At 67.5% G+C, this 22,254-nt stretch carries 12 protein-coding genes, 1 tRNA gene and 1 pseudogene; 4 read left to right on the top strand and 10 right to left on the bottom strand.

The window, feature by feature from the left end:
- Positions 1-9: 9 nt before the first annotated feature.
- Together PGN16_RS01200 and PGN16_RS01195 are read right to left on the bottom strand one after the other, a co-directional pair.
- The gene (locus tag PGN16_RS01200) at positions 10-735 is read right to left on the bottom strand and encodes a TorF family putative porin (protein WP_335307574.1); all 726 of its coding nucleotides are present in this window, start codon (positions 733-735) and stop codon (positions 10-12) included.
- A 10-nt stretch (positions 736-745) separates the two neighbouring features.
- On the bottom strand, positions 746-1,192 hold the full coding sequence (locus PGN16_RS01195) for a hypothetical protein (protein ID WP_335307573.1): 447 nt from the start codon (positions 1,190-1,192) through the stop codon (positions 746-748).
- A 154-nt stretch (positions 1,193-1,346) separates the two neighbouring features.
- On the opposite strand from PGN16_RS01195, the gene PGN16_RS01190 reads away from it, so the two are divergent.
- Positions 1,347-1,796, top strand: coding sequence for a DUF2721 domain-containing protein (locus PGN16_RS01190; protein WP_335307572.1), 450 nt, complete (start codon positions 1,347-1,349; stop codon positions 1,794-1,796).
- Positions 1,797-1,823: 27 nt separating this feature from the next.
- Here the strand turns inward: PGN16_RS01190 and lldD are convergent, their stop codons facing one another.
- The 3 genes from lldD to PGN16_RS01175 all read right to left on the bottom strand — a co-directional run bounded on the left by lldD (position 1,824) and on the right by PGN16_RS01175 (position 5,144).
- Positions 1,824-2,969: an FMN-dependent L-lactate dehydrogenase LldD gene (gene lldD / locus PGN16_RS01185; RefSeq protein WP_335307571.1), complete on the bottom strand. Its 1,146-nt coding sequence runs from the start codon at positions 2,967-2,969 to the stop codon at positions 1,824-1,826.
- A 171-nt stretch (positions 2,970-3,140) separates the two neighbouring features.
- Positions 3,141-3,953, bottom strand: a complete 813-nt coding sequence (locus tag PGN16_RS01180) for a TrmB family transcriptional regulator (protein WP_335307570.1) — start codon at positions 3,951-3,953, stop codon at positions 3,141-3,143.
- 288 nt (positions 3,954-4,241) lie between these two features.
- Positions 4,242-5,144, bottom strand: coding sequence for a glycoside hydrolase (locus tag PGN16_RS01175; RefSeq protein WP_335307569.1), 903 nt, complete (start codon positions 5,142-5,144; stop codon positions 4,242-4,244).
- 227 nt (positions 5,145-5,371) lie between these two features.
- Here PGN16_RS01175 and PGN16_RS01170 point away from each other — a divergent pair, with 227 nt between their 5' ends.
- A complete protein-coding gene (locus tag PGN16_RS01170) occupies positions 5,372-8,233 on the top strand; it encodes a glycoside hydrolase family 127 protein (RefSeq protein WP_335307568.1) in 2,862 nt (953 codons plus the stop codon).
- Between the two features lie 50 nt (positions 8,234-8,283).
- On the opposite strand, the gene PGN16_RS01165 is transcribed toward PGN16_RS01170, so the two are convergent.
- The 4 genes and pseudogenes from PGN16_RS01165 to PGN16_RS01150 form a co-directional block, all read right to left on the bottom strand.
- A complete protein-coding gene (locus PGN16_RS01165) occupies positions 8,284-8,562 on the bottom strand; it encodes a hypothetical protein (RefSeq protein WP_335307567.1) in 279 nt (92 codons plus the stop codon).
- A gap of 70 nt (positions 8,563-8,632) precedes the next feature.
- A pseudogene (locus PGN16_RS01160) lies at positions 8,633-10,831 on the bottom strand (glycosyl hydrolase 115 family protein); the annotation flags it as partial.
- Positions 10,832-11,077: 246 nt separating this feature from the next.
- Positions 11,078-14,221, bottom strand: a complete 3,144-nt coding sequence (locus PGN16_RS01155; protein ID WP_335307566.1) for a TonB-dependent receptor — start codon at positions 14,219-14,221, stop codon at positions 11,078-11,080.
- Positions 14,222-14,784: 563 nt separating this feature from the next.
- Positions 14,785-17,421 carry a family 78 glycoside hydrolase catalytic domain gene (locus PGN16_RS01150; RefSeq protein ID WP_335307565.1) on the bottom strand — a complete coding sequence of 879 codons (2,637 nt, stop codon included), beginning with the start codon at positions 17,419-17,421 and terminating at the stop codon, positions 14,785-14,787.
- A gap of 393 nt (positions 17,422-17,814) precedes the next feature.
- On the opposite strand from PGN16_RS01150, the gene PGN16_RS01145 reads away from it, so the two are divergent.
- Positions 17,815-20,709: a TonB-dependent receptor gene (locus PGN16_RS01145; RefSeq protein ID WP_335307564.1), complete on the top strand. Its 2,895-nt coding sequence runs from the start codon at positions 17,815-17,817 to the stop codon at positions 20,707-20,709.
- A gap of 341 nt (positions 20,710-21,050) precedes the next feature.
- On the opposite strand, the gene PGN16_RS01140 is transcribed toward PGN16_RS01145, so the two are convergent.
- Positions 21,051-21,137: transfer RNA gene (locus tag PGN16_RS01140), tRNA-Leu, on the bottom strand.
- 172 nt (positions 21,138-21,309) lie between these two features.
- Between PGN16_RS01140 and PGN16_RS01135 the strand changes: the two genes are divergently transcribed.
- Positions 21,310-22,239, top strand: coding sequence for a complex I NDUFA9 subunit family protein (locus PGN16_RS01135; RefSeq protein WP_335308369.1), 930 nt, complete (start codon positions 21,310-21,312; stop codon positions 22,237-22,239).
- Positions 22,240-22,254: the final 15 nt, after the last annotated feature.

Here is a 22,254-nt window from a genome sequence, read left to right as displayed (position 1 = left end):
ACGGTGGGTTCAGATGCCCAGCGAGATCCGCGCCGCCAGACGGTCGCCGGCATGTTCGCGCACCGCGAAGCGCGACAGGTCCGGTCCGCCACGGATGTCGGTGCCGGTATATTCCAGCGCCACGGTCAGCGGCCCGGTGATATGCTGCACGCCCAGCGACCAGTCGTGGTAGGTCCCGTCCGGGCGCAGCCGCGCCGCGCGGATCGCGTCGTCGACGCTGCCCGACGAGCGTCCGGCGCTGGCGGTCACCGTCCACGGCGTCGCCGGGATGCCGACGCGCCCGCGCACGCCGAGATAGAGATTGTCGCCGCCGATCGCGCTCTGCGACGGGGCGTAGCGCGCCTCGACCCCGGCCTGCGCCGGGCCGAGCGAGTAATTGAGCCCCGCGCCCAGTTCGCCATAGTCCATCGCCTCGCGCGCGCCGGTGAAGAAATGCCCGGTCGCGAACGCATCGAGGCGGAAGCCGGCGAGGTCGCGCGAATAGCCGAGCGTCGGCTCGATCACCCCGTCCGCGCCGTCGTGGCGCGCATCACCGCGCGTGGCGAGCACGCGCGCGCCGAGGTCGAAGCCGGCGGGCAGGTCGATCCGCGCATAGGCCGACGGCGCCGCCTTGCCCTCGCTCCAGCTGATCCCGCGGCGGCGCTCGTCGGTGGCGAGTTCGACGCCGGCCTGCACCTGCGCCGCGGCGGGCAGCGCCGCCACGCCCGAGAGCATGGCGGCGATCACATAACGCATCATCCGCACCTCAGCCGCGGACCCGGTCGTGCGCGGCGTCGAGTTCGGCGACCAGCGCATCCTGATCGCGCGCGGCGACCGCGAGCAGATGGTCGCGGACCTTGCCGCTGCGCGCCGCGACGTCCTGCGCGATCGCGTGGCGCTGCGTCGCGCACCAGCCCGGCCGGCTGCCGGTCAGCGGTGCCTCCGCACTGATCGTGCGCGCCATCACATGCCCGGCGGCGTGGCGCGCCTCGCGGTGGACGTCGACCGAGGCGGTCCAGGCGCAGCGCAGCGCGCTCGGGCGGCCGGGCGCGCCGACCGCGCCGACCTGCTTGTGCGTGACGTCGACCGCGCTGCGGTACGTCACGTCGACCTGTTGCCCGCGATGGTCCAGCTGCACGCGGTGCGCCGCGTCGGCAGGGACGGGGGCGATGGGGGTGCCGAGCAGCAGCCCGGCGACGATCGAGACGATCATGGCGTTTCTCCTTGCGTCGGCCCCGGACCATGCTGCCCGGTGACCGTATCCCGAGATACGTACGCGCCGCGCCGCTTCAACGATCCGGCCGGCAGCGTAACAATTTGTCATCCAGCGTTGTCGATCGCGCCACGACAGGCCACAACATGCCGCAATGCCGTATGCCCCTGCCCTGCCCACCATCGCCGAGGCGATCCAGGCCTCGCTCAGCCCGGTCTTCGTGCTGACCGGCATCGGCGCGTTGCTCAACGTGCTCACCGGCCGGCTGTCGCGCGTGATCGACCGCGTGCGGGTGCTGGAGGAACGCCACCCGCAGATCGGCATCGACGAGCGCGCGCGGCTCGTGTGGGAATTGCGCCGCCTTGCCAAGCGGATGAGCGTCATCAACTTCGCGCTGTTCCTCGCGGTGGCCAGCGCGGTGGCGACATGCATCGTCGTCGCCTTGCTGTTCGTCGGCGCGCTGACGCACAGCCATATCGGCCCGTATGTCGCGATCAGCTTCATCCTCGCCATGTCGCTGCTGATCGCCGCCTTCGTGGCGTTCATGATCGAGGTGCGGCTGTCGAGTCGCGCGATTCGGGTGCGCGACGAACTGCTGCACTGAGCCGTCCGGGCCGTCACTGCGGCAGCGTTACCGAACCAGCGCGTCGCCGGTGATGCGATCGATGCTGGTGCAGCTGGTCAGCGCCATCGCGACGCGCATCTCGGCATCGACCAGTTGAAGCATGTGGCTGACCCCCGCCTCGCCGCGCGCCGCCAGCGCATAGACCCACGCGCGCCCGAGCAGCACGCCGTGTGCGCCCAGCGCCAGCATCCGCACCACGTCCAGCCCCGAGCGCACCCCGCCATCGGCCAGCACCGTCATCCGGTCGCGCACCGCCTCGGCGATCGCCGGCAAGGCGCGCGCGGTCGAGGGCACGCCGTCCAGCTGTCGCCCGCCATGGTTCGACACCACGATCCCGTCTGCACCCAGTTCGGCGGCGGCCAGCGCGTCCTCGCGATCGAGAATGCCCTTGATGACGAGCGGGCCGTCCCAGCTCTCGCGGATGAACTCCAGATCGCGCCACGAAACGGTCGGATCGAAATTGTTGCGCATCCAGGCGAAGAAATCCTCCAGCCCGGTGTTGCGGCCCAGCACCGGCGCGACGTTGCCGAGCTGGTGCGGACGCCCGCGCACCCCGACGTCCCACGCCCAGTGCGGCCGCAGCACCGACTGCCACGTCCGCCGCAGCGCCCCCGCCAGCCCCGGCGCGCCCGCCAGCCCGCTGCGATAGTCGCGGTAGCGCGAGCCCGGTACCGGCATGTCGACGGTGAAGATCAGCGCGCTGCACCCCGCCGCGCGCGCCTGCGCGAGCAGGTCCTTCATGAACGCGCGGTCGCGGATCATGTAGAGCTGGAACCAGAAGGGCGCGTCGGTCTGCGCCGCGACCTCGCCGATCGGGCAGGCCGAGACGGTCGACAGGCAGAACGGCACGCCGGCCTTGTTCGCGGCGCGCGCCGCCTGCACCTCGCCGCGCCGCGCGTTCATCCCCGCCAGCCCGATCGGCGCGAGCGCGACCGGCAATGCCTGCCGCCGCCCGAACAATTCGGTGCTCAGGTCGAGCGTCGAGACGTCGGTCAGCACGCGCTGCCGCAGCGCGATCTCGGCGAGGTCGTCGACGTTGCGGCGCAGCGTCGTCTCGGCATAGCTGCCGCCGTCGATATATTCGAACAGGAACCGTGGCAGCCGCCGTCGCGCCAGCTCGCGATAGTCGAGCGCCGATGCTGCCTTCGCCATGTCCCGTCGAGTCCTCCGTGGTGATCGAGCGCTTGCCTAGCCGAGGATGGTGGCGATGCCACCCCAAAGCCGATTTCCACCGTCACCCCGGACCTGATCCGGGGCCCCGCTTTCTCCTGGCCTCGCGGAAAAGAAGCGGGATCCCGGATCACGTCCGGGATGACGGAACGATCAGGTGTCGCGCTGCGCCATCAGCATCTGCAACCCCGGCGGCTGCGCCTGTTGCAGCGACAGGTCGCGCAAGGGATCGGACGGGTCCGCGCGGAACGCCACCAGCCGGATGTGCGCGGCGACGTAGGAATGCAGGAAGCAGCTCTGGAAGATGCTGTCGCTCCACAAGCCATTGAGCACATGCTCCATGTCGAGCGAGAGCTGTGCCATCAACTGCTGCGCGCCATCGGCGACCACCAACACGCCCACGCCCGGCCAGCCTTCCCCGACGAACGCCGCCGCCTCGCGATTGAACGGCACGGTCGGGCCGGCATGTTCCTCGCGATAGGCGATCCCCGCCACCGTCACGCCGCGCGCGCGTGCCGCGTCCAGTTCCTCGGCGAACAGGTCGAACACCGCCGGGAACAGATCGAACAGCACGATCTCGCGCGCCTCGGCGATCATCGCGCGGGCGCGTTCGATGACGTGCGCGACCGAGCGGAGCTGGAAGAACTCCTCGGCGCGGGTCGGCTGATAGACCGCGCTCAGCGACTTGAATGCCTCGCTATGTCGCCGGTCGAAATCGCGCTTGAGCGAGGCGAACAGCTCGGCGGGCGGGATCGGCGTATAGGTGACGGGATCGCTGCTGTTGCTGGAGAGGAGCACCCCCTTCTGCTCCATCACCTTCAACGCCTGATAGACGTTGGCGGGCGCCTTGCCGACGCGTTGCGACAAGCGATAGCCGGTGGCGGGCGCCTGGCGCAGCAACTCCGTATAGAGCGACGATTCCAGATCGGTGAATCCGAAGGCGCTGAGCGCGGTATTCGGTTGCATGGAGATACTCCGGGAAGAACGCGCAAGCGCCGCGTCGTGGCGGTCCCGCGGGGCGCGCTATAGCGAAGTTTGTGCGCTGATCCAGCAACATGGGTGTCCGGCAGCCCCTTCCTGCCGGGATCGTCGCGCCGAAAGGGCGCGCACGGTTCGCCTCCCTCTTCCCTCCCCCTTCATCGATGATGACGCCGACGCAGCGCGGATCGCACCGGTCGCTTCCCGTCAAAAGCGGGCGGCGAAGGCGGTCGGCTCGACCGTCAGCGTGTGGCGATCACGTGGACGCGTTCGGGATCAGCATTCGGCGGCCGTACTCACGACCGCTGCGGCGCCCGCGGGCCGTTCGGGCACGCGCGCGGGATGGCGCCAGAAGATGTCGGCCGACAGCCGATGCCGATTGCCATAGACGCTGCGAAGGACCGCCGCGAGCGCCGGATCATAGGCGGCAAGATCGTCCGCATTCAGGATCCGCCGCCCGTCGATGAGGACGACCTTGTTCGATTCGAACCAGAATTGCGTACCTTCCGCCCAATATTCGTTCACCGTCGTCTCGCCATATTCGCCTTTCCACAGGCCCGCCGCCTTCGCATGACGATAGGCCGCCTCGATGCGGCGCAGCAAAGGTTGATCGGCGGTGGCGATGCCCACGTCCATGATGGCGTGGGAGAATTCATGGACGAAGATGTTCTCGCCATAATAGCGGGTGCCGGGCACCCCGAGCAGGTTCTCGCTGGCGCCGCTGGTCAGCAAGCCGCCCATCCCGCGGGCGCGCCCGTTCCAATATTCCCGGTCGCTCAGCCGGCCGATCCAATCCTGGTAATGTTTGCGCTCGCAGGTGGTCAGCCGCTGGTCGTCGGGCGCGGGCTTCTTCCAGTCCGCCTGTTCGGGCAGGTCGGTCGTTCCTTCCTCCTGCGCCATCACGACGACGCGCTGCCCCTGCCGAACCATTGCCCTGGCCAGATCGGGCCGGTGCGACAGCATCCCCTCGATGATCGACGCCGCCGCGCGCAATGCCGCATCCGGCACCTTGCCGGAACTGCTGACCGGGATGCCGTCGACCTCCAGCGTGCGGCTGTAGAACGGGTGCAGCGCGAGCCGCGCCGGCGGTGCGCCGATCTGCGGCCACGGTTCCTGCCGGATGGTCGAACAGGCGCTCAAGGCGGTGGCGGCGGCCAGCAGTGACGAACGGGCTTTCATTCGAACGGCCGCTCCGTGGAAGGCTGGACTGGGGAGATGGCGATGACGACCGGCGATGTGCGACATCACTCTACGAACGCGGGCGGCGCGGCGCGGAGGCGCGTGTCGGAGGTTTGCCACGATCCCACCATGCTGCTATCCACCGATCGTATACGGTACACTTACATGCTCTTACAAGTAGCAGGCATCCAAGCAGGCAGAGCAGCGGAATTCTGAGGAGATCGAAGGTGTCGGACGATTGCTGCCAGCGCGGGCTTCCCGACGTATCGACTGCGGCCGGCGTGGACGGGCATGGCGTCAACCGGCGGCACACGATCGGCCTGCTTGCGGGAATGGCGACGCTGCCCGTCGGCGGCGCGGCGCTCGCAGCCCCGGCGCAAAAGGCGAGCGTCAATCTCGCGCGCGTCGCCAGCGCATCCGGCGGCTATGTTTCGGGCGACACCAGCTATGCCGCGCTGAACAACGGTGCCGAACCCGCCAGCTCGACCGACAACGCCAGGGGCGCGTTCGGCACCTGGCCGCGCACCGACACGCAATGGGTGGAATATGCGTGGGACGTACCCGTCACCACGAACGCGCTGGATGTCTATTGGTGGGCCGACGGACAGGGCATCGCCGTACCCGGCTCGGTGCGGTTCCTCTATTGGGACGGGAAGCGCTTCGTGCCGCTGGCGGGCGTGAAGGGCGGCGGCACGGCCCCCGATCGCTTCAACCGGACGACGTTCCGCCCGGTGACGACCACCCGCCTTCGTCTGGAGGCGAGCGGCACGGGCGGCAAGTCGATCGGCATCCTGCAATGGCGGGTATGGAGCTTCGGCGAGGTGCCCGCCTTCGCCCCGGTCGTCGCAGCGGGCATCGATCGATCGGTGGTGATCGGCGGGCGAACCTATCTGTCGGGCAATGCGAGCTGGCTGGAGCCGGCCAAGAGCGACCAGGTGCGCTGGCGCAAGCTCAGCGGCCCGGGAACGGTGGCGTTCGCCGATCCGGCTTCGCCGGTCACCACCGCGACCGTGTCGACACCCGGGCGCTATGTCCTTGAACTGACGGCCGCCGGTCGCGGTCGATCCAGCACGTCGACGGTACATTTGAGGGCGGAGGCGGCACCGCCGGCCAAGCGGCTCGACGTCGTCTACACCACGCCCTACGCCATCACGAGCCCGCTATGGCGCGATCGTGCCAAGGCGCTGATCGTCAACTGGATCCCGCATTGCATCGCTTATTGCGAGCGGACCGACCTCAAGGCGGGCCAGGGCGGGCTCGACAATTTCATCGAGGCCGGCAAGGCGCTGCGCGGCGAAGCCCATGCCAGGCATCAGGGATATGTCTTCGCCAATGCCTGGGTGCATCAGACCGTCGAGTCGATGTGTATCGCGCTGATGGTCGATCCCGGCGGCGACAAGGAGATCGTGACCGCGCAGGCGCATATGCGCGCGACGCTCGACCGCTGGATCCCGATCATCCTGGCCGCGCAGCACCCGGACGGGTATCTGCAAACGGCCTATACGCTCGCCAATCGGAACGACTGGCCGGAACGCTGGTCGCCCGAACATCGCGGCGATCATGAGGGATATGTCGCTGGCTATTTCATCGAATCGGCGATCAACCATTACACGCTGACCGGCGGACGCGACCTGAGGCTATATGACGCGGCCAAGAAGCTGGCCGATTGCTGGGTGGCGAACATCGGCGTCGGCAAGAAGAAATGGTTCGACGGCCACCAGGAAATGGAACAGGCGCTGGTCCGCTTCGGCCGGTTCGTCAACGACATGGAGGGCGGCGGACGCGGCGACGCCTATATAACGCTGGCCAAGTTCCTGCTCGATTCGCGCGAGGGCGGTTCCGAATACGACCAGAGCCACCTTCCGCCCGCACAGCAATATGAGGCGGTGGGCCATGCCGTCCGCGCCGTCTATTTCTATTCGGGCATGGCGGACGTCGCGGCGGAAACGGGCGATCGCGATTACCAGAGCGCCGTGCTGTCGCTCTGGGACAATATGGTCAATCGCAAATATTACGTCACCGGCGGCGTGGGCAGTGGCGAAACGGCGGAAGGATTCGGCAAGGATTATTCGCTCCCGCATCACGGCTATTGCGAATCCTGCTCGAGCTGCGGGCTGATCTTCTTCCAGTACAAGATGAACATCGCCTATCACAACGCCCGCTTTGCGGACCTGTACGAAGAGACGATGTACAATGCGCTGTTGGGGGCGGTCGACCTCGATGGCCGAACCTTCACCTATACCAACCCGCTGATCGATACCGAGCGGGCGAAATGGCACGTTTGCCCGTGCTGCGTCGGCAACATTCCCCGCACGCTGCTGATGATGCCGACCTGGGCCTATGTGAAGGGTGACGACGGGCTTTACGTCAACCTGTTCATCGGCAGCCGGATCGATGTCGGCGAGGTGGCGGGCACGCGCGTGGAGATGGTGCAGGAAACCGACTATCCCTGGTCCGGCGCGGTGGCGATGACGGTCAACCCTGCCGAACAGCGCCGGTTCGCGCTGAGGGTGCGCGTGCCCGATCGCACGACGAGCGAACTCTACCGCTCGCAACCCGCGGTGCAGGGGCTCTCCGGTCTGACGGTCAACGGCGCGCCCGTGCCGCTGCGCATCGACAAGGGTTATGTGGTGATCGACCGCGAATGGAGCCGGGGTGACCGGATCGAATTCGTCCTGCCGATGACCGTCCAACGGATCGTCGCCGACGAACGGATCGCGGCCACCAGGGACGCGACGGCGCTGCGTTACGGTCCGCTGGTCTACAATTTCGAGCAGGCCGACCAGAAACGGCTCGACCTCGCGATCGGAGACGATCGCCTGACACCGCAATGGCGGGGCGACCTGCTGGGCGGCGTGACCGTGATCACCGGCAAATGGACGGATGGTTCGCCGCTCGTCGCGGTGCCGAACTACGCCCGCATGAACAGAACCGGGGAAGGCATCCGCGAATTCCCGGGCGGGGAGGTCGCGGTCGACTATGCACCCGGGGCAAGTTCCGGGGTGGTCGATGCGGTCGTTGCCGACGTCGCCCCCCGCCCGTCCGGCCCGCGCTCGATCGTCTGGGCAGGCGGCGCGGTCAGAGCTTAGCCTCTGAACAACACGGGCAGGCGGACGGCGGGGCGTCCGCCTGCTCCGGATCAGACCTTGTTCGCAGGCGGGCCGAGATAGCTCGGCGGGACGGGCACGGTCGCCAGAACCAGCCGTTGCAGGACGACGTTATCGTCGATGCGCGAAACCCGCATCGTGTGGCGGCCGGCGGTGAGGGCGCCGATGTCGACGGTCAGGCGGACGACATTGTCGCGAACCGCCGCGGCCCAGCCCTGTTTGGAGGGCGTGTCCTGCGCACCGCCGGTCGCCTCCAATCGTGCCTGAACCAGCCGCGCCGGTCCCCCGTCCAGTGCGACCGCGACGCGCACCCCCTGCCCCACCCGCGGTGTCGAGCGACGGCGCGAGATACAGGGTGAGCTGCCCCCGCCCGCCGACGTCGAGCGTCACATCATAGTCGAGCGCAACCTGATCCTCCACCCGCGTCGCCGGGCGGCCCTGCGGCAGCACGACCATCGCGCCGCCGGTGCGCCCGAGATGCGGGATGCTGGTCCAGCGAAGCCCGCGTGCGCCGCGCGCGCGGGTGAAGGCGGTCGCCTCGATCGCGACCACCCCTGCCGGCGCGGGGGCGGGAGCGACGAAGCGCGGCTGGCGGTTGCGCGCCGCGACCGGCGTATCCGCGGCGACGCGCGTGATGCTGGGCATCGACTGCTGCGTGGGATCGTTCCAGGTGACGTAACTCATGTGGACCTGAGCCATCATGCCGTCCCATTTGCCGCCGTTGATACGGTGATATTGCTGGGTCAGCTCGGCATCGCGCCGGAACGTCGCCTCAACCTGATCGGCGAAATGATTGGCGCGCGCGTCGTTACTGCTCGTCAGCCGCTGGTTCCACGCCGCGGCGTAGTAGAGGCGGTAAAGGTTGGCCATCGCCGCGACGGGATGCTCGACTAGCTGGAAATAGGCATCGCGCTGCTCGGCCGACAACAGCGCGCGCGTCGCCAGCATCCGCTGTTCGAGCGCGTCCCATTCCGCGACCATCGCGCCGAATTCCCCTCCGTCCAGCGCGTCGGCGGTCACGCCGCCGAGCGGGAAGCTGTTCTGGTCGATCAACTCGGGCTTCCGGCGCGCGGCCAGTTGGCTGTAGTCGGTCACGATCGCGCCGATCGCCTCACCCCGCGCCGCGCCGAAGCTCGCCGCTGCCCAGGCGCGAGGATAGTCGGCGAGCGCCTGCGGGGTCATCGCCTCCGGGTTCCACGCCATCTTCAGGAAGAAGCCCAGCGGATATTCCATCGGCTTGATGTCGCCGACGTTGACGATCCACATGTTGCGCACCCCGCTGGCGTAGGCGAGGTCCATCTGCTGCCAGACCTTCTCGATCTGGTTGGTGTTGATCCATTTGTAGTTGCGCGGCACCCCGACGTAATCGAAGTGATAATAGATGCCGTAGCCGCCCGTGCGCGGCGCGGCCCCGCTATCGGGAAGCCGGCGGATCTGCCCCCAATTGTCGTCCGAGAACAACAGGGTGACGTCGTCGGGCACCTTCATGCCCTTGTCGTAATAATCCTGCACTTCCTTGTAGAGCGCCCAGACCTGTGGCGTCTCGCTGGCCGGGCGGCGCGTGACCTCGGCGATGATCGCGCGCTGATCGGCGACGACGCGTTCGAGCAGCTCGGTCGCGGTGCCCTCCGCCATCGCCTCGTCGCCATCGCCGCGCATCCCGACGGTGACGACCGATTCATAGCCCTTGCCGTCGCCCTTCGACATCATGCGCTCGATGCCGCCGCGCCAGAAGGTGCGCAGGTTGGCGGCGTTCTTCGTATAGTCCCACGCGCCGCCGCGCGCCGGGTCCTCCTTGTGGCGATGCCATTCGGCCTGCGCGCGCAGCATCGGTTCGTGGTGCGAATTGCCCATCACCACGCCCATCGCGTCCGCCAGCACCATGCTCTTCGGATCGTCGTCGGCGAACGCCTTGCCCCACATCGCGGGCCACAGGTAATTGCCCTTCATGCGCAGCAGCAGTTCGAAGACGTGCGCGTACATCGCCGAATTGACGCCGCCGAACTTCTTGGTGGCCCAGCCCTTCAGGCACGGGTCCTCGTCGTTGATGAAGAAGCCGCGATAACGCACCTTGGGCTGGTCGCGATGCGATCCGGCGGGGAACAGCACCTCGCGGCGGCGCGCCACCGGCACGTCGGCGAACCAGTACCACGGCGAGACGCCGATCCGTTCGGACACGTCATAGCTGCCGAACACCGCGCCGCGCCGGTCGGAACCGACGATCACCAGCGCGCGCGCGACGTTCGGCCACGGGCGCTCGACGACGATCTGGCGGAACGCCTCCCATTCGCCGCGCAGGTCGGCGGCGGCAATCTTGCCGGCCGCCGCGAGCGCGTCGATCGCCCTGCTTTGCCCCAGCACACCGATGAGGACGACCGGCCCGCTGGCGCCGTCGACCTGTTCACGAACCGGCTTCGCGCGCGCACCGGCAACACGGGCAAGGTCGCTCGCGAGGCTGGCGGCGACACGCTGCACCGCGCTGTCCGCCTCGCGGTCGACGACGACGACGGCGACGCGGCTGCCTTGGATCAGCGGGAAGGCGGTGCGGGGATCGAGCGCTTCCCCGTCGCGATCCGCCATTGCCGCATGAGCCGGCATGGCGGCCAGCATCGCGCTGAACCCGGCGGCGGAGAGCATCGCACGCCGCGAAACCGCATCGTCAATCGCGCTCATGATGGCCCCTGATCGTTCGTGTTGTCTCGCGCCGACCATCATCCTTCTTCGTCACCCCGGACCTGATCCGGGGTCCCGCTTCTCACTTCGGCTGGTAAGAAGCGGGGCCCCGGATCAAGTCCGGGGCGACGGTCTGAAGAAGGTGAACGGCTCCTAGAACGTCCCGCGCAGACCGATCAGGAACTGGCGACCGGGCTTGTACTGCGTGAAGGTCGCATTCTCGAACTGGAAGTACGAACGCAGCGTGGCGTCGGTGAAGTTGGCGATGTTGAACGTCAACTGCGGCGCATTCGGAATGCCGAGCAGCTTGTCGAGATCGAACGACGACGAGAAGTCGTAGGTCGTATAGTCCGTCCCGTACAGCGCCGCCGCCGGAATGCCGTTCTGCGCCGCACCGCTGTTCTGCGATCCCTGCCGCGAGGTCGTTGCGACGCGCAGCATGATGCCGTTCTTCTCGTAATAGCCGGTGATGTTGTACGTGAACGGCGAGACGCCGAACGCCACCGCCGGGCCGTCGCTGCGCTGATCGACGATCGTGGCATTGGCGTTGAAGCCGAAGCCGGTGACGCCGATCATCCGCGTCAGGAAGTCGAGCGGCTGCACCCACTGGAATTCGAGGCCGTTGATCGTCAGCTTGTTGGGCACGTTGACCTGCGACGTCACCTGCACCTGCGCCGCGGTCGGCCCGCCGCGCGAGTTGAGCGCGATCTGCTGGGTCGGGTTCAGCGTGTCGTAAGTGATGCCGTACTGCGCCAGGTTCGAGAACGGCACCGTGTTGATCGCGGTGGTGGTGAACCCCTCGATCGACTTGCGGAACGCGTTGAAGCTGACCACGCCCTCGCGCCCGGTGTAATATTCGAAGCCGAGATCGAGGTTGGTCGACAGATAGGGCGCGAGCGCCGGGTTGCCGATCGACGCCTGATCCGCCGAGGGCGCGCTGAAGTTGACGCCCGGCAGCTGCGCTGACGGATCGGGGCGCGTCATCGTGCGCGACCCAGCGACGCGAACCACCGCATGTTCGCCGATGTCATAGGCGAAGGTCGCCGCCGGCAGCCACTTCGAATAGACGTTGCGGGTGTCGGCGATCGTGACGATGTTCGGATAGCGACTGCCGTCGGGCAGGCTGGCGCCGCTGGCGGTTGTGTTGCGCGGATCGGGGACCGAGACGCGGCCCGAGATCGTCTGGATCGTGTTGACCCAGCGCACGCCGACGTTGAAGCGCAGCATGTTATCGCCGACTTCCTGTGCGCCGTTGACGGTCGCGAACAGGCCCTTGTTGACCTCGCGGATGTAACCACCGCTCGCGCCCGTCGTCGAGGAACCGCTCTCGGCCGCATTGTCGTGGTAGAAGTCGTAGTTGGTCGCCGCGGCGAACGCCGGGAAGTCGACCGTCACGAAACCGGCCGGGCCGGGGCGCAGATAGTTGGGCGCGGCGCTGTTCGGGACCAGCGAGCCGCCATAGGTCAGCGGGCCGGTGACGCCGGCGCTATAGCCGGTGCCGAGCCCCGGGTAGGTCGGATAGCCGGCCGGTGCCGCGCCCGGCGCGTTCAGCCCTTCGCACGGCGGCTGGCTGTTCGGCGACGGCACGAAGGCGCTGGGATTGTTGCCGCAAACCGCATTCTGCCACTGCTGCGACGCGTCGAAGCTGCGGATTCGGCGCGACACGTCGTCGTAGGAGCCGCCGACGCGCAGGTTGAGCGACTTGTCGCCCCACATCAGGTCGCCACGGAAGCCCTTGTTCTCATTGACGCGACGCTCGTCGTTCACGCCGACGCGGCTGCCGGTGTACCAGCCGAAATTGTTCGGATCGTTGAGGTCGAGCCCGCTGGTGATCGTCGGAATGCCGCCATCGCTGGAGAAGGTGACGGTGTTGCCGACGCCGAGCGGCGTGGTCATGCCGACGGTCGGGTTCTCGCGATGGAAGGTCGAGCGCGCATAATTGCCCTGCAGCGTCAGCTTCAGACGGTCCGAAATCTCCCATTCGCCGCCGGGATTGACGCTGACCAGCTTGGTGGTCTCGATATAGGGACGATATTCGTTGAAGAATTGCACGTTGGCGAAGGTGCCGCCGGTGACGGTGCAACCCGCGCTGCAATCCGACTTGTCGAAGGTCAGATTGGTCGGGATGATCGCGCCGTTGCGGACGATCCACGCCATGTTCTCGCGGATCAGCTCGTTCTTCTTATAGCCGTACAGGCTGTCGATGTAGAAATGCAGCGTATCGGTCGGCTGCCACTCCGCGCTGACGATCGCGTTGAAGCGGTCGCGCGGACCACGGATGCTGGTCGAGCGGCCGAGACGCGGGAGCAGCCCGTTGTCGATCTGCTGGATCGTCGCACCGGGATTGTTGGCGAGCAGGAAGGCGCGGTCGATCGTCGTACCGGCGACCAGCCCGGCGCCTGCGCCGACCGGCACCGTCGACGGGATCGTCCAGTTGCCGCCGCCGGTGCTGTTGCAGCCCGAGGTCGCACCGCACTGGGCGGCGGTGAGCGCCGGGTTGGTGTAGCCGATCGTCTCGAACCCGCGCGTGTCGGTGAACAGCCGCTGCGCCGACACACCCGCGAGGATGCCGAACGTCTCGCTGCGCCAGCTGCCGATCAGCGAGCCGCGCGCGCCGATCCGGTCCTCGGGCGACTGCTTGGTGCCCTGGATGTTATAGGCGAGGAATCCGGTCTGGCGATCGAACGGACGTGCCGAGCGCAGGTCGATGTTACCGGCCGCACCGCCTTCGAGCAGGTCGGCGGTATAGCTCTTGTTGACGGTCAGCTTGGTGAACAGGTCGGTCGGGAAGAAGCTGAGGTCGACCGAGCGGTCGGTGCCCTGCGCGTCGGTCGCGCCCGACGAGGCCACCGCGATCGTCGCGCCGTTCAGCGTGACGTTGGTGAAGTTCGAGCCGAGCCCGCGGATCGCGACGTTGGTGCCTTCGCCGGTGACGTCGCGGCTGATCGTGATGCCGGGGATGCGGTTGAACGATTCGGCGATGTTGGTGTCGGGGAACTTGCCGATGTCCTCGGCGAAGATCGAATCGGTGAAGCCGGTCGAGGCGCGCTTGGCGTCGGTCGACTTGGCGAGCGACGAGCGATAGCCGGTGACGACGATGTCCTCGGCGATCGCGCCCTGCGTGGCGTCGGTCTGCGGCAGCGGCGGGATGGTTGGGCCATTGTCCTGTCCGTCGGCGGGCTGCTGGGTTCCGGTGGGCGGCACTGCCTGCGCGGCCGCCACCGTCGGCGCCGACGCGGCGAGGAACGTCGCAGCCAAAAGGAACGCGCGGCTCTTACGAGCGCGATGCTTGATCATCATCCTCTCCACCTTCTCTTAAGCACAACGGCTATTTTCTGTGGCCTTGCCGAGCCCGGAGCGACGCGTGCGCTTCCGGCGCCAGCATCGGCCCCGCCTCATCTGCAACAAGCCATGAACCCTCACCTTGCGGCGGGCCCCACTATCCCTGTTAGCGCTATCTTCAATGCATTGGCCTTACTTGTCAATGCGCTTGTGTCAGGCAGATCGGGAGGAGCAATCCCGTTTGAGAGGGCGGAAACGACGGCGCGCGCGCTCGTGGCCGAGAGGCGCTATCTCGAGAAAAACACGGCTTTTCCGTCGGCTGGCGCTCACCACCTTAGGGTACCTGAAAACCGGAAGTGAGGCTCAGGCGCCACAATCTGGGTTAGCGAGAAACGCGTTTGTCGGTTGCTTAAACGCAATAGCGCTACCATCTACGGTCAGACGAGAACCCGTGAATGGCCCGCCTCGCCTCGCCCCTGCGTGGCCTGACAAGCGCGGTCTACACGGCCGGTCGCCCGGGTGCCGCGCGGTGCCGGCGACGTCCCCACGCCACTGTCCGGCAGCGCGAGGACGTGCGTTCAGCGCGATCGGCGCGTCGCGGGGCGAAGCCGCGCGGTCATAGCCTTCTCGCTGCCAAGCCGCACCGACACTCCACCATCCGCCAGGACCCGACGCCCGCCCGCGCCGACGATCGGCACGCGGGCAGGATCGACACCGGCGAGCAACGCCCGAGACAATTCGACCGTGACATCGACATTGGCCGGCGCACGGACCGACACCGAGTCGCCGCGGTAATCGACGGCCACCGGGCCGCGGATCGTCGGAATGCGGGCGGCGAAGCGGGCGAGACCGGCGGGCTCGGGACGGATATGAAGCGCCGCCGCACCGGGGGCGGTCACCTCCAGTCCGGCCATGAACCGCGGGACGATATTGGCAGGCGCGCTGCCCCATGCGTGGCTGAAGGTCGTATTGGGTTTGATCGCCGGGTCCCATGCCTCCATCGCCACCGTCGCGCCAAGATCGTCGATCATGTGCAACCACGAGAAGCGCGCGCGGCTGGTCATCAGCGCGAGCGCCGCACGCGGCTGTTCGCTCCGGAACAGCGCCTCCAGCAGAAATTGCGCGCCATAGACGCTCATCCGCATCCCTTGCCCCGCCAGCACCCGGCCGGCGGCGCGCCGGTGGCTATCCGGCACGATGCCGAGCGCGACGGCGAAGGCGGTGGCATGTTGAGAGCGATGGTCGGTGCCGATCCCGTCCGCATAGCTGCCGTCCTCCGCCAAGAGCCGCGCGTTGATCGCGTCGCGCAGCCGGTGGGCGAGCGCCGCGAAACGGGCGGCCTCCCCTGCCCTGCCCAACACCCCGGCGATATCGGCCAATGCGACGAGCGCGGCATATTGCCAGCAATTGACGACCGTGTTGACGCGGGTGAACACATAGCCGTCGCGATTGGCGACCGGCCAGTCGACCAGATCGCCCTCGGGCCGGCTCGACGCGCCCGGATCCTTTTCGACCAGCCCCTCCGCATTGAGGCGTTCGGGCAGGAAGCGGGCGACCATCGCCGCGTAATTCTCCGACAGCACACCCGGATCACCGGTCGCCATATAGTCGCGCCACGCGAGCACCGGCGTCTGCATCCGATATTCGGTCGGCCAGGTCGGACGCCGCGCCAGATAGCCCGTCGAGTAGCGCGACACCGCATAGCTGCGCTGCGTCGCGAATTCGGATAGCTGATTGACGATCGCATCGCCTTCATAGGGTCCGCGTTCGCGGGTCGGCGTGTCCTGATACAGGTCGAGCCGCAGCGCCTCGATCGAATAACGGCACATCGTCCACACCCGGTCGAGATCGGCGCTGGCGCTGGTGAAGGCGGACTCGTCGTCGTGCCACGGCAACGCCAGGCGACGCCCCGTGACGGCGCCGGTCAGGTCGAGCGCCGGGTCCGCCAGCACCTCGACCCAGCGAAAGGCGCGGTAACCCCAATGTTGCAGGGATTGCGCGCCATCGCGGAGCGTCCAGACTTCGCGATATTCCTGCGACGCGCGCAGTTTGTGGCGGGCACCTCCGTCCGCGCCGCGTTCCTCGCCAAGACGCAGCTCGACGGTCTGGCCGGCGGTGCCGGTGATCGACAGCCGGACACCGCCGACGATCTCGCGCCCCATGTCGAAGAGCCAACGGCCCGGTCCGAGACGTGTCATCGCCGGTGTCACCAGCGTCTCGACGACCGGATCGACCCGTTCCGGCTGCAAGGTCATGCCCAGCGTCGCCGCCGCCGGGGTCGACCAGCCGCGCGCGTCGAAGCCGGGACGATCCCAGCCGACCGGCTCCGCGCGGGCGTCGATGAATTCCTGCGGCGCGGCATAATAGCCGCCACCGGTGGTGCCGGAGGCCGGTCGCCAGCGATCGCCCGGCGCGACACGCCAGTCGCTGTCCGGTCCGGTGCCGATGACGATCCGCTCACCGTCGGCGCGCACGATGGTGAGCTGCGCGAGCAATGCGTGCCCCTCCGTCGTATGGCACAAGGCCGCGAGCACGTTGGCACCGGCGCGCAGACGATCGGTCAGGTCGAAGGTGGCGTAGCGCAGTTCCGCCGCGGGATCATGGGAGCGCACCGGTCCGACGCCGACGAAATCGCCGTTGAGCGTCAGGCGAAAGACATATTGGCGGGCCGGCTCCGGCGAGGCGGCGGTGATGTGGAGCCACGCCGCCGCGATGTCGCGCGGCGCGTCGAACGCCAGGCGGGCGAGCAACCAGTCGGTCGGCGCGGTGGCCCAGATCGGCCGCGCCGCCCAGTTCGCCGGGGCGGCACCGATCAGGCGTTGCGGCGCCGACCATTGCGAGACCCGACCGGCTTCGTCCCAGCTTCGCACGCGCCAGAAGATGTGCTGGCCCGGCGTCACGATCGGATCGGGCAGCGCGACGCCGGTCGCCGCGTCGCCTGTCCTGCGGCCGGTATCGCGATCCGGGCGACCAGCGAGCAGCCAGCGGCGCGACGTGGCGGCCTGAACCTGCCAGGCCGTCTGCGCGCCTCGTGCCCCCGCCGGAGCGATCCAGCTTAGCCGCGCCGCCTCGGGCATGATGCCGGCCGGCTGCCGGCGCAGATCGACGAGCAGCCCGTCGGGCGCGCCGACATCCGCGGCGGCGCGCGCGGCGGACGCGAGCGGAACCGCAGCGGTCCCGCCCGCGGCGGCGAGCAACTCGCGTCTGTTCAGCATGGGCAACCCATCACCGCCGACGCGCAGCCAGCATCGCCACCCTCCCGATCAATTTCTCACTCCTTCGCACACCTTGTCATCATATGGAATGACGATCTGGTGCACGGCATTGCTCACTTCGAATGTCCGCCGCGCCTTTCACGGCACCCACGCGCCGGGCGATGCAGCGCAGCGACGCTGAGCAGGCATCGGGGGTCGGTGTCGCCACAGCCGTCAGCGGTCCTCGGAGCGGCTACGGCCACTACCAACCCTCTCTGCCACCGGCACAATTCGGCAACCACCAAATCCTCTTGCACGTAATCTCATATATGGTCATATTGTCTCAACAAATGAGATTATCCTGTGGCGACCTGTGATGGGAACAGGCGGCAGGCGGGACATTAGGGGGGATTGATGACGCGTCGTAGTACGTGGCTGGTGGCCGTGTCGCTGATGGCAGTTGCCGCACCGGCAGGAGCGCAGACCCAGTCGATCGATCGAAGCGATCCCGTCACGTCGCAGACCGATCATACCGCCTCCCCGGCCCGCGGCACCGATCCGCAAGGCTCGGATGCAAATGGCAGCGCGACCCCGCAGATGAACGACGATGCGACCACCGACATCATCGTCACCGGTATCCGCCAGAGCTACGCCAATGCGCTGGCCACGAAGCGCGACGCGGTGGGCGTGACCGACGGCATTTCGGCCGACGGCATCGGTCGCTTCCCGGATTTGAACGTCGGCGAAGCGTTGCAGCGCATCCCCGGCGTCCAGATCAACCGCGAGGCGGACAGTCGCGACGCGACGATCAACCTGCGCGGCCTGCCCGGCACCTATGCCCGGACGACGTTCAACGGCAATGCGTTCGCCGATCCGGTGCTGGACGGGTCGAGCCCGCTCGGCGCCTTCGAATCCGACGTGTTCAGCGCGTTCGTCATCATTAAGTCGCCGTCGGCCGCCGATCAGCCGGGCGGGATCAGCGGCAATGTCGATCTTCAGACGCAGCGCGCACTGGCGCGCAAGGATGGCGCCTTTTCCGCCAAGCTGATGGGCGCGTATGAAGAGACCACGAAGACGTTCAACCCGGCAGGCAGCGCGTCCTGGTCGAAGCATTTCCTCGACGACACGCTCGGCTTCTATGTGACGGGCGCCTGGTCACAGCAGAATTTCCGCCGCGATTCGATCAGCTTCAACCAATATACGCCGTTGTCGAAAACGACGACGCCGAATTATGCCGCACGGTACGGCACCGGCAATGTCCTCTTCCCCTCCGACGTGCGTCAGTTTACCAAGACCAACAAGGGTGATCGCTATACGATCGCATCGGGCGCGGAATGGGAAGCGACCGACAGGCTGACCTTCGGCCTGAACGGCATCTACACACAGCGCAACTACCGCGATGCGACGACGCTGCTCAGCGAATATGACATGCGCGCCGGGCAGACGGTGGTCAATCCGACCGGCGACACGTTCAAGCTGGACGACGGCAACACCTACATCAACAAATATGACTACCGAAATGCCCGCATATTCGGATCGAGCCGGTCGGAACCGTCGATGGTCCGCGCGCTCGGTCTCTACGGCGACGTCGGCTACAAGGATGACGACTGGCGCCTGCTGACCACCTTCTCCTTCTCCAATGCGCGCAACTCGGTGGTCCAGACGCAGTTCGACTATCGCAAGCTGCCCAGCGATGCCGGCAACGGGACGAGCGGGTCGATCGCGTCGGGCGGCTCGGACATCAGCGACTTCCTCGCGATCGTCTCGCCCGGTCCGGCGCTGACGTTCACGCCGGGGCCGTGGACGACGATCAGTGCGAACGAGCTGCGCAACCCACAGGGCGACGTGTTCATCGTCGCGGGCAGCGAGGGGATCGCCACCAACCGCCTCTATGCCGGCCAATCCGACATCGAACGCTATTTCTCCAGCGACCTCATCAAGAGTTTCCAGGCCGGCGTGCGCGCGGAGCGGACGGAGTTCAGCTCGCAGCAATATCGCTCGACCGTCTATGGCGTGCAGAGCCAGAACATCAGCTCGGCATTGATCGTGCCGGCGCCGTTCAACGACAATTTCTTCGGCGGCAAGGTCGACGGGTTCAACCGCAACTGGCAGGTGATCGACATCGCCGCGGCCAATGCGGCGTTGAAGCCGGTGAGGCTCGGCGCCGGCCAGACGCTGACCGCCAACGGCTATGTCAACAACACGTCCGACGGCGGCGTGGGGCAGCTGAACTTCGCGCTGAACAACGATGTCGTGTCGGCCTATGGCATGGCCAAGCTCGAGACGCTGCTGGGCGGCATCCGCGTGCGCGGCAACGTCGGGCTGCGCTACGAACATACCCGTAGCGAAACCGTCTCCACCCAGTATCTGGCGGGTGTCCCCTCGACGGTCCGGCAGACGCAGGATTATGGCGAGTGGCTGCCGTCCGCGCTGATCGCGGCGGACCTGACCGACAAACTGGTGCTACGCGGCGCTTACTATCGCTCGTTCGTGCGCCCGCAGCCCCGGCAGGTGTCCCCGGCCACGGTGATCTCGGGCAGCGGCGCGCTCTACAACGTCTCGCTGGGGAATACCGAGATCAAGCCGTTCACCGCGGACTCGATCGACGTGTCGCTGGAATTCTACAATCGGCCTGGCGGCAACATCTCGGTCGCCGCCTTCCAGAAGCGGATCTCCGGGCTGATCGGACCGATCACCGATCGGGCGCAGCTGTGCCCCGCGAATGGCGGCGCGTTCGGGCTCGGGCCGCTGCAACTGGTCGGGGACACCTGCCAATCGACGACGCGCGTGTTCAACGGACAGCCGGTGCAGGTGATCGTCTCGGGCAATGCCAACGCCGCCAGCCCGATTACGGTGCGGGGCATCGAATTCTCGATTCAGCAGAACCTCGACTTCCTGCCCGGCGTTCTGTCGGGGCTGGGCGGCGCGTTCAATTACTCATTCACCGATGTCAGCGGCCGGGCAAGCAACGGCACCGATGCCATCCTGCCTGGCGTGTCGCGGCATACGGCGAACCTGATCGGTTATTACGAGACGAAGCTGTTCGGCGTGCGGGTGACGTACAATTATCGCAGCAAATACGATCTGCCCGCCGGCGGCACCTTCGCCGGCGCGGCGCGGCAGGTGAAGGAGCGCGGACAGCTCGACGCCTCGGCCTCGCTCAACATCTCGGAGAACATCTCGCTGACCGCCGACGCGTTCAACCTGACCAATGCCGAGCGGATCGAATATCAGAATACACCACTGATGCCGCGCCGTGCCGATTTCGACGGACGGACGTACCAGATCGGGGTACGCGTGGCGTTCTGATCCAGGGTGCCGTCTCGCGCTCGTATTCAGATGCGAGCGTCGGGACGGCCAACCCGCCGCCGGTCGCGGCGGATGATGGGCGCGACGCGATCACCTACAAAGCCGGTTTGCCGGTTCCTTCGTTCCGGCCAGTTCCTTCTCTCGGAACTATCGCCGAACCGCGGGCCGGCAGTGCGTGCGAGACCTTGCCGGCTTCACGCTCGACGCATCGACCGGCCTTGATGCCTACGCCCGTTGCACGACATCACGTTCGATCTACGAAGTAACTTGAGCGGCCTGCAACATGCCTTTGGCTGCCGATAGCGCAGCGGGCCTGCGCCTTCTCTCCACTTGTGGAGAGGTGGTGCCCAGAAGAGGACTCGAACCTCCACGACCTTGCGATCGCCAGCACCTGAAGCTGGTGCGTCTACCAATTCCGCCATCTGGGCACGGGGTAGGCCGGTGCCTCTATGGGCGGGTGCCGGGGGTGTCAACACGATTTTGTCGCACCCGTGTCACTTTTTTGCAGCGCGGCATCGAAAGCGGCTAAACCTTGTCAACGCCGGGTACGGCGGGCAAGGCACGTGCACGAGCTAAAGGGCTTTCGAGATGAAGGACGGCATGGACAACAAGCTGGTGACGCTGATCGGCGGCGGGGGCTTCCTCGGCCGCTATATCGCGCAGGCGCTGCTGTCGGCGGGCGCGCGGGTGCGCATCGCGCAGCGCGATCCGCGGCAGGCATTCTTCCTGAAGCCGCAGGGCGGGCTGGGGCAGACGCAGTTCGTCGCGGTCGACGTGACCCGGCCCGAGACGATCGCCAACGCGGTCCACGGTGCGGAGGGCGTCGTCAATCTGGTCGGCACGTTCGCGGGCAATCTGGCGCGCGTGCATGTCGACGGCGCGCGGCATGTCGCGGAAGCGGCGGCGCAGCACGGCGCGGCGCTGGTCCATGTCTCCGCGATCGGCGCGAACGCGAACGGCGACTCCTTGTACGCGCAGACTAAGAGCAAGGGCGAGGAAGCGGTCCGCGCCGCCTGCCCGTCCGCGACGATCCTGCGCCCCTCGACCGTGTTCGGGCGCGAGGACCAGTTCGTGAACCGCTTCGCCGGCATGATCGCGCGACTGCCGGTCGTGCCGGTGCTGAAGCCGAACGCGCGTTTCCAGCCCGTCTTCGTCGGCGACGTGGCGCGCGCGACCGTCACCGCGTTGTCCGATCCCGAGACGTTCGGCGGCCGCACCTTCGAGCTGGGCGGCCCGGAAGTGCTGACGATGCTGGAGCTGCAGCAGCGCATCGCCCGCCACATCGGCCGCACGCCGCATTTCGCCCCCCTGCCCGACGCGCTCGGCGGCCTGCTCGCCGCGCTGCCCGGCACGCCGATCACCGCCGACCAGTGGAAGCTGCTCGGCCATGACAGTGTCGTCGGCGCCGGGGCCGAGGGGCTGGCCGCGCTCGGGATCGGCGCGACCCCGCTCGACGCGGTCGCCCCCGACTGGCTGGTGCGGTACCGCAAGGCGGGCCGCTTCGGCATGATCGAACGCGCGGCGGGCTGACCCCTGCCGCGGCCA

It is taken from the genome of Sphingomonas phyllosphaerae, assembly GCF_036946485.1.
GTDB classification, from domain to species: domain Bacteria; phylum Pseudomonadota; class Alphaproteobacteria; order Sphingomonadales; family Sphingomonadaceae; genus Sphingomonas; species Sphingomonas phyllosphaerae_E.
Note: the sequence above shows the minus strand (reverse complement) of the source record. Positions and strands in the feature narration are given on the sequence as shown.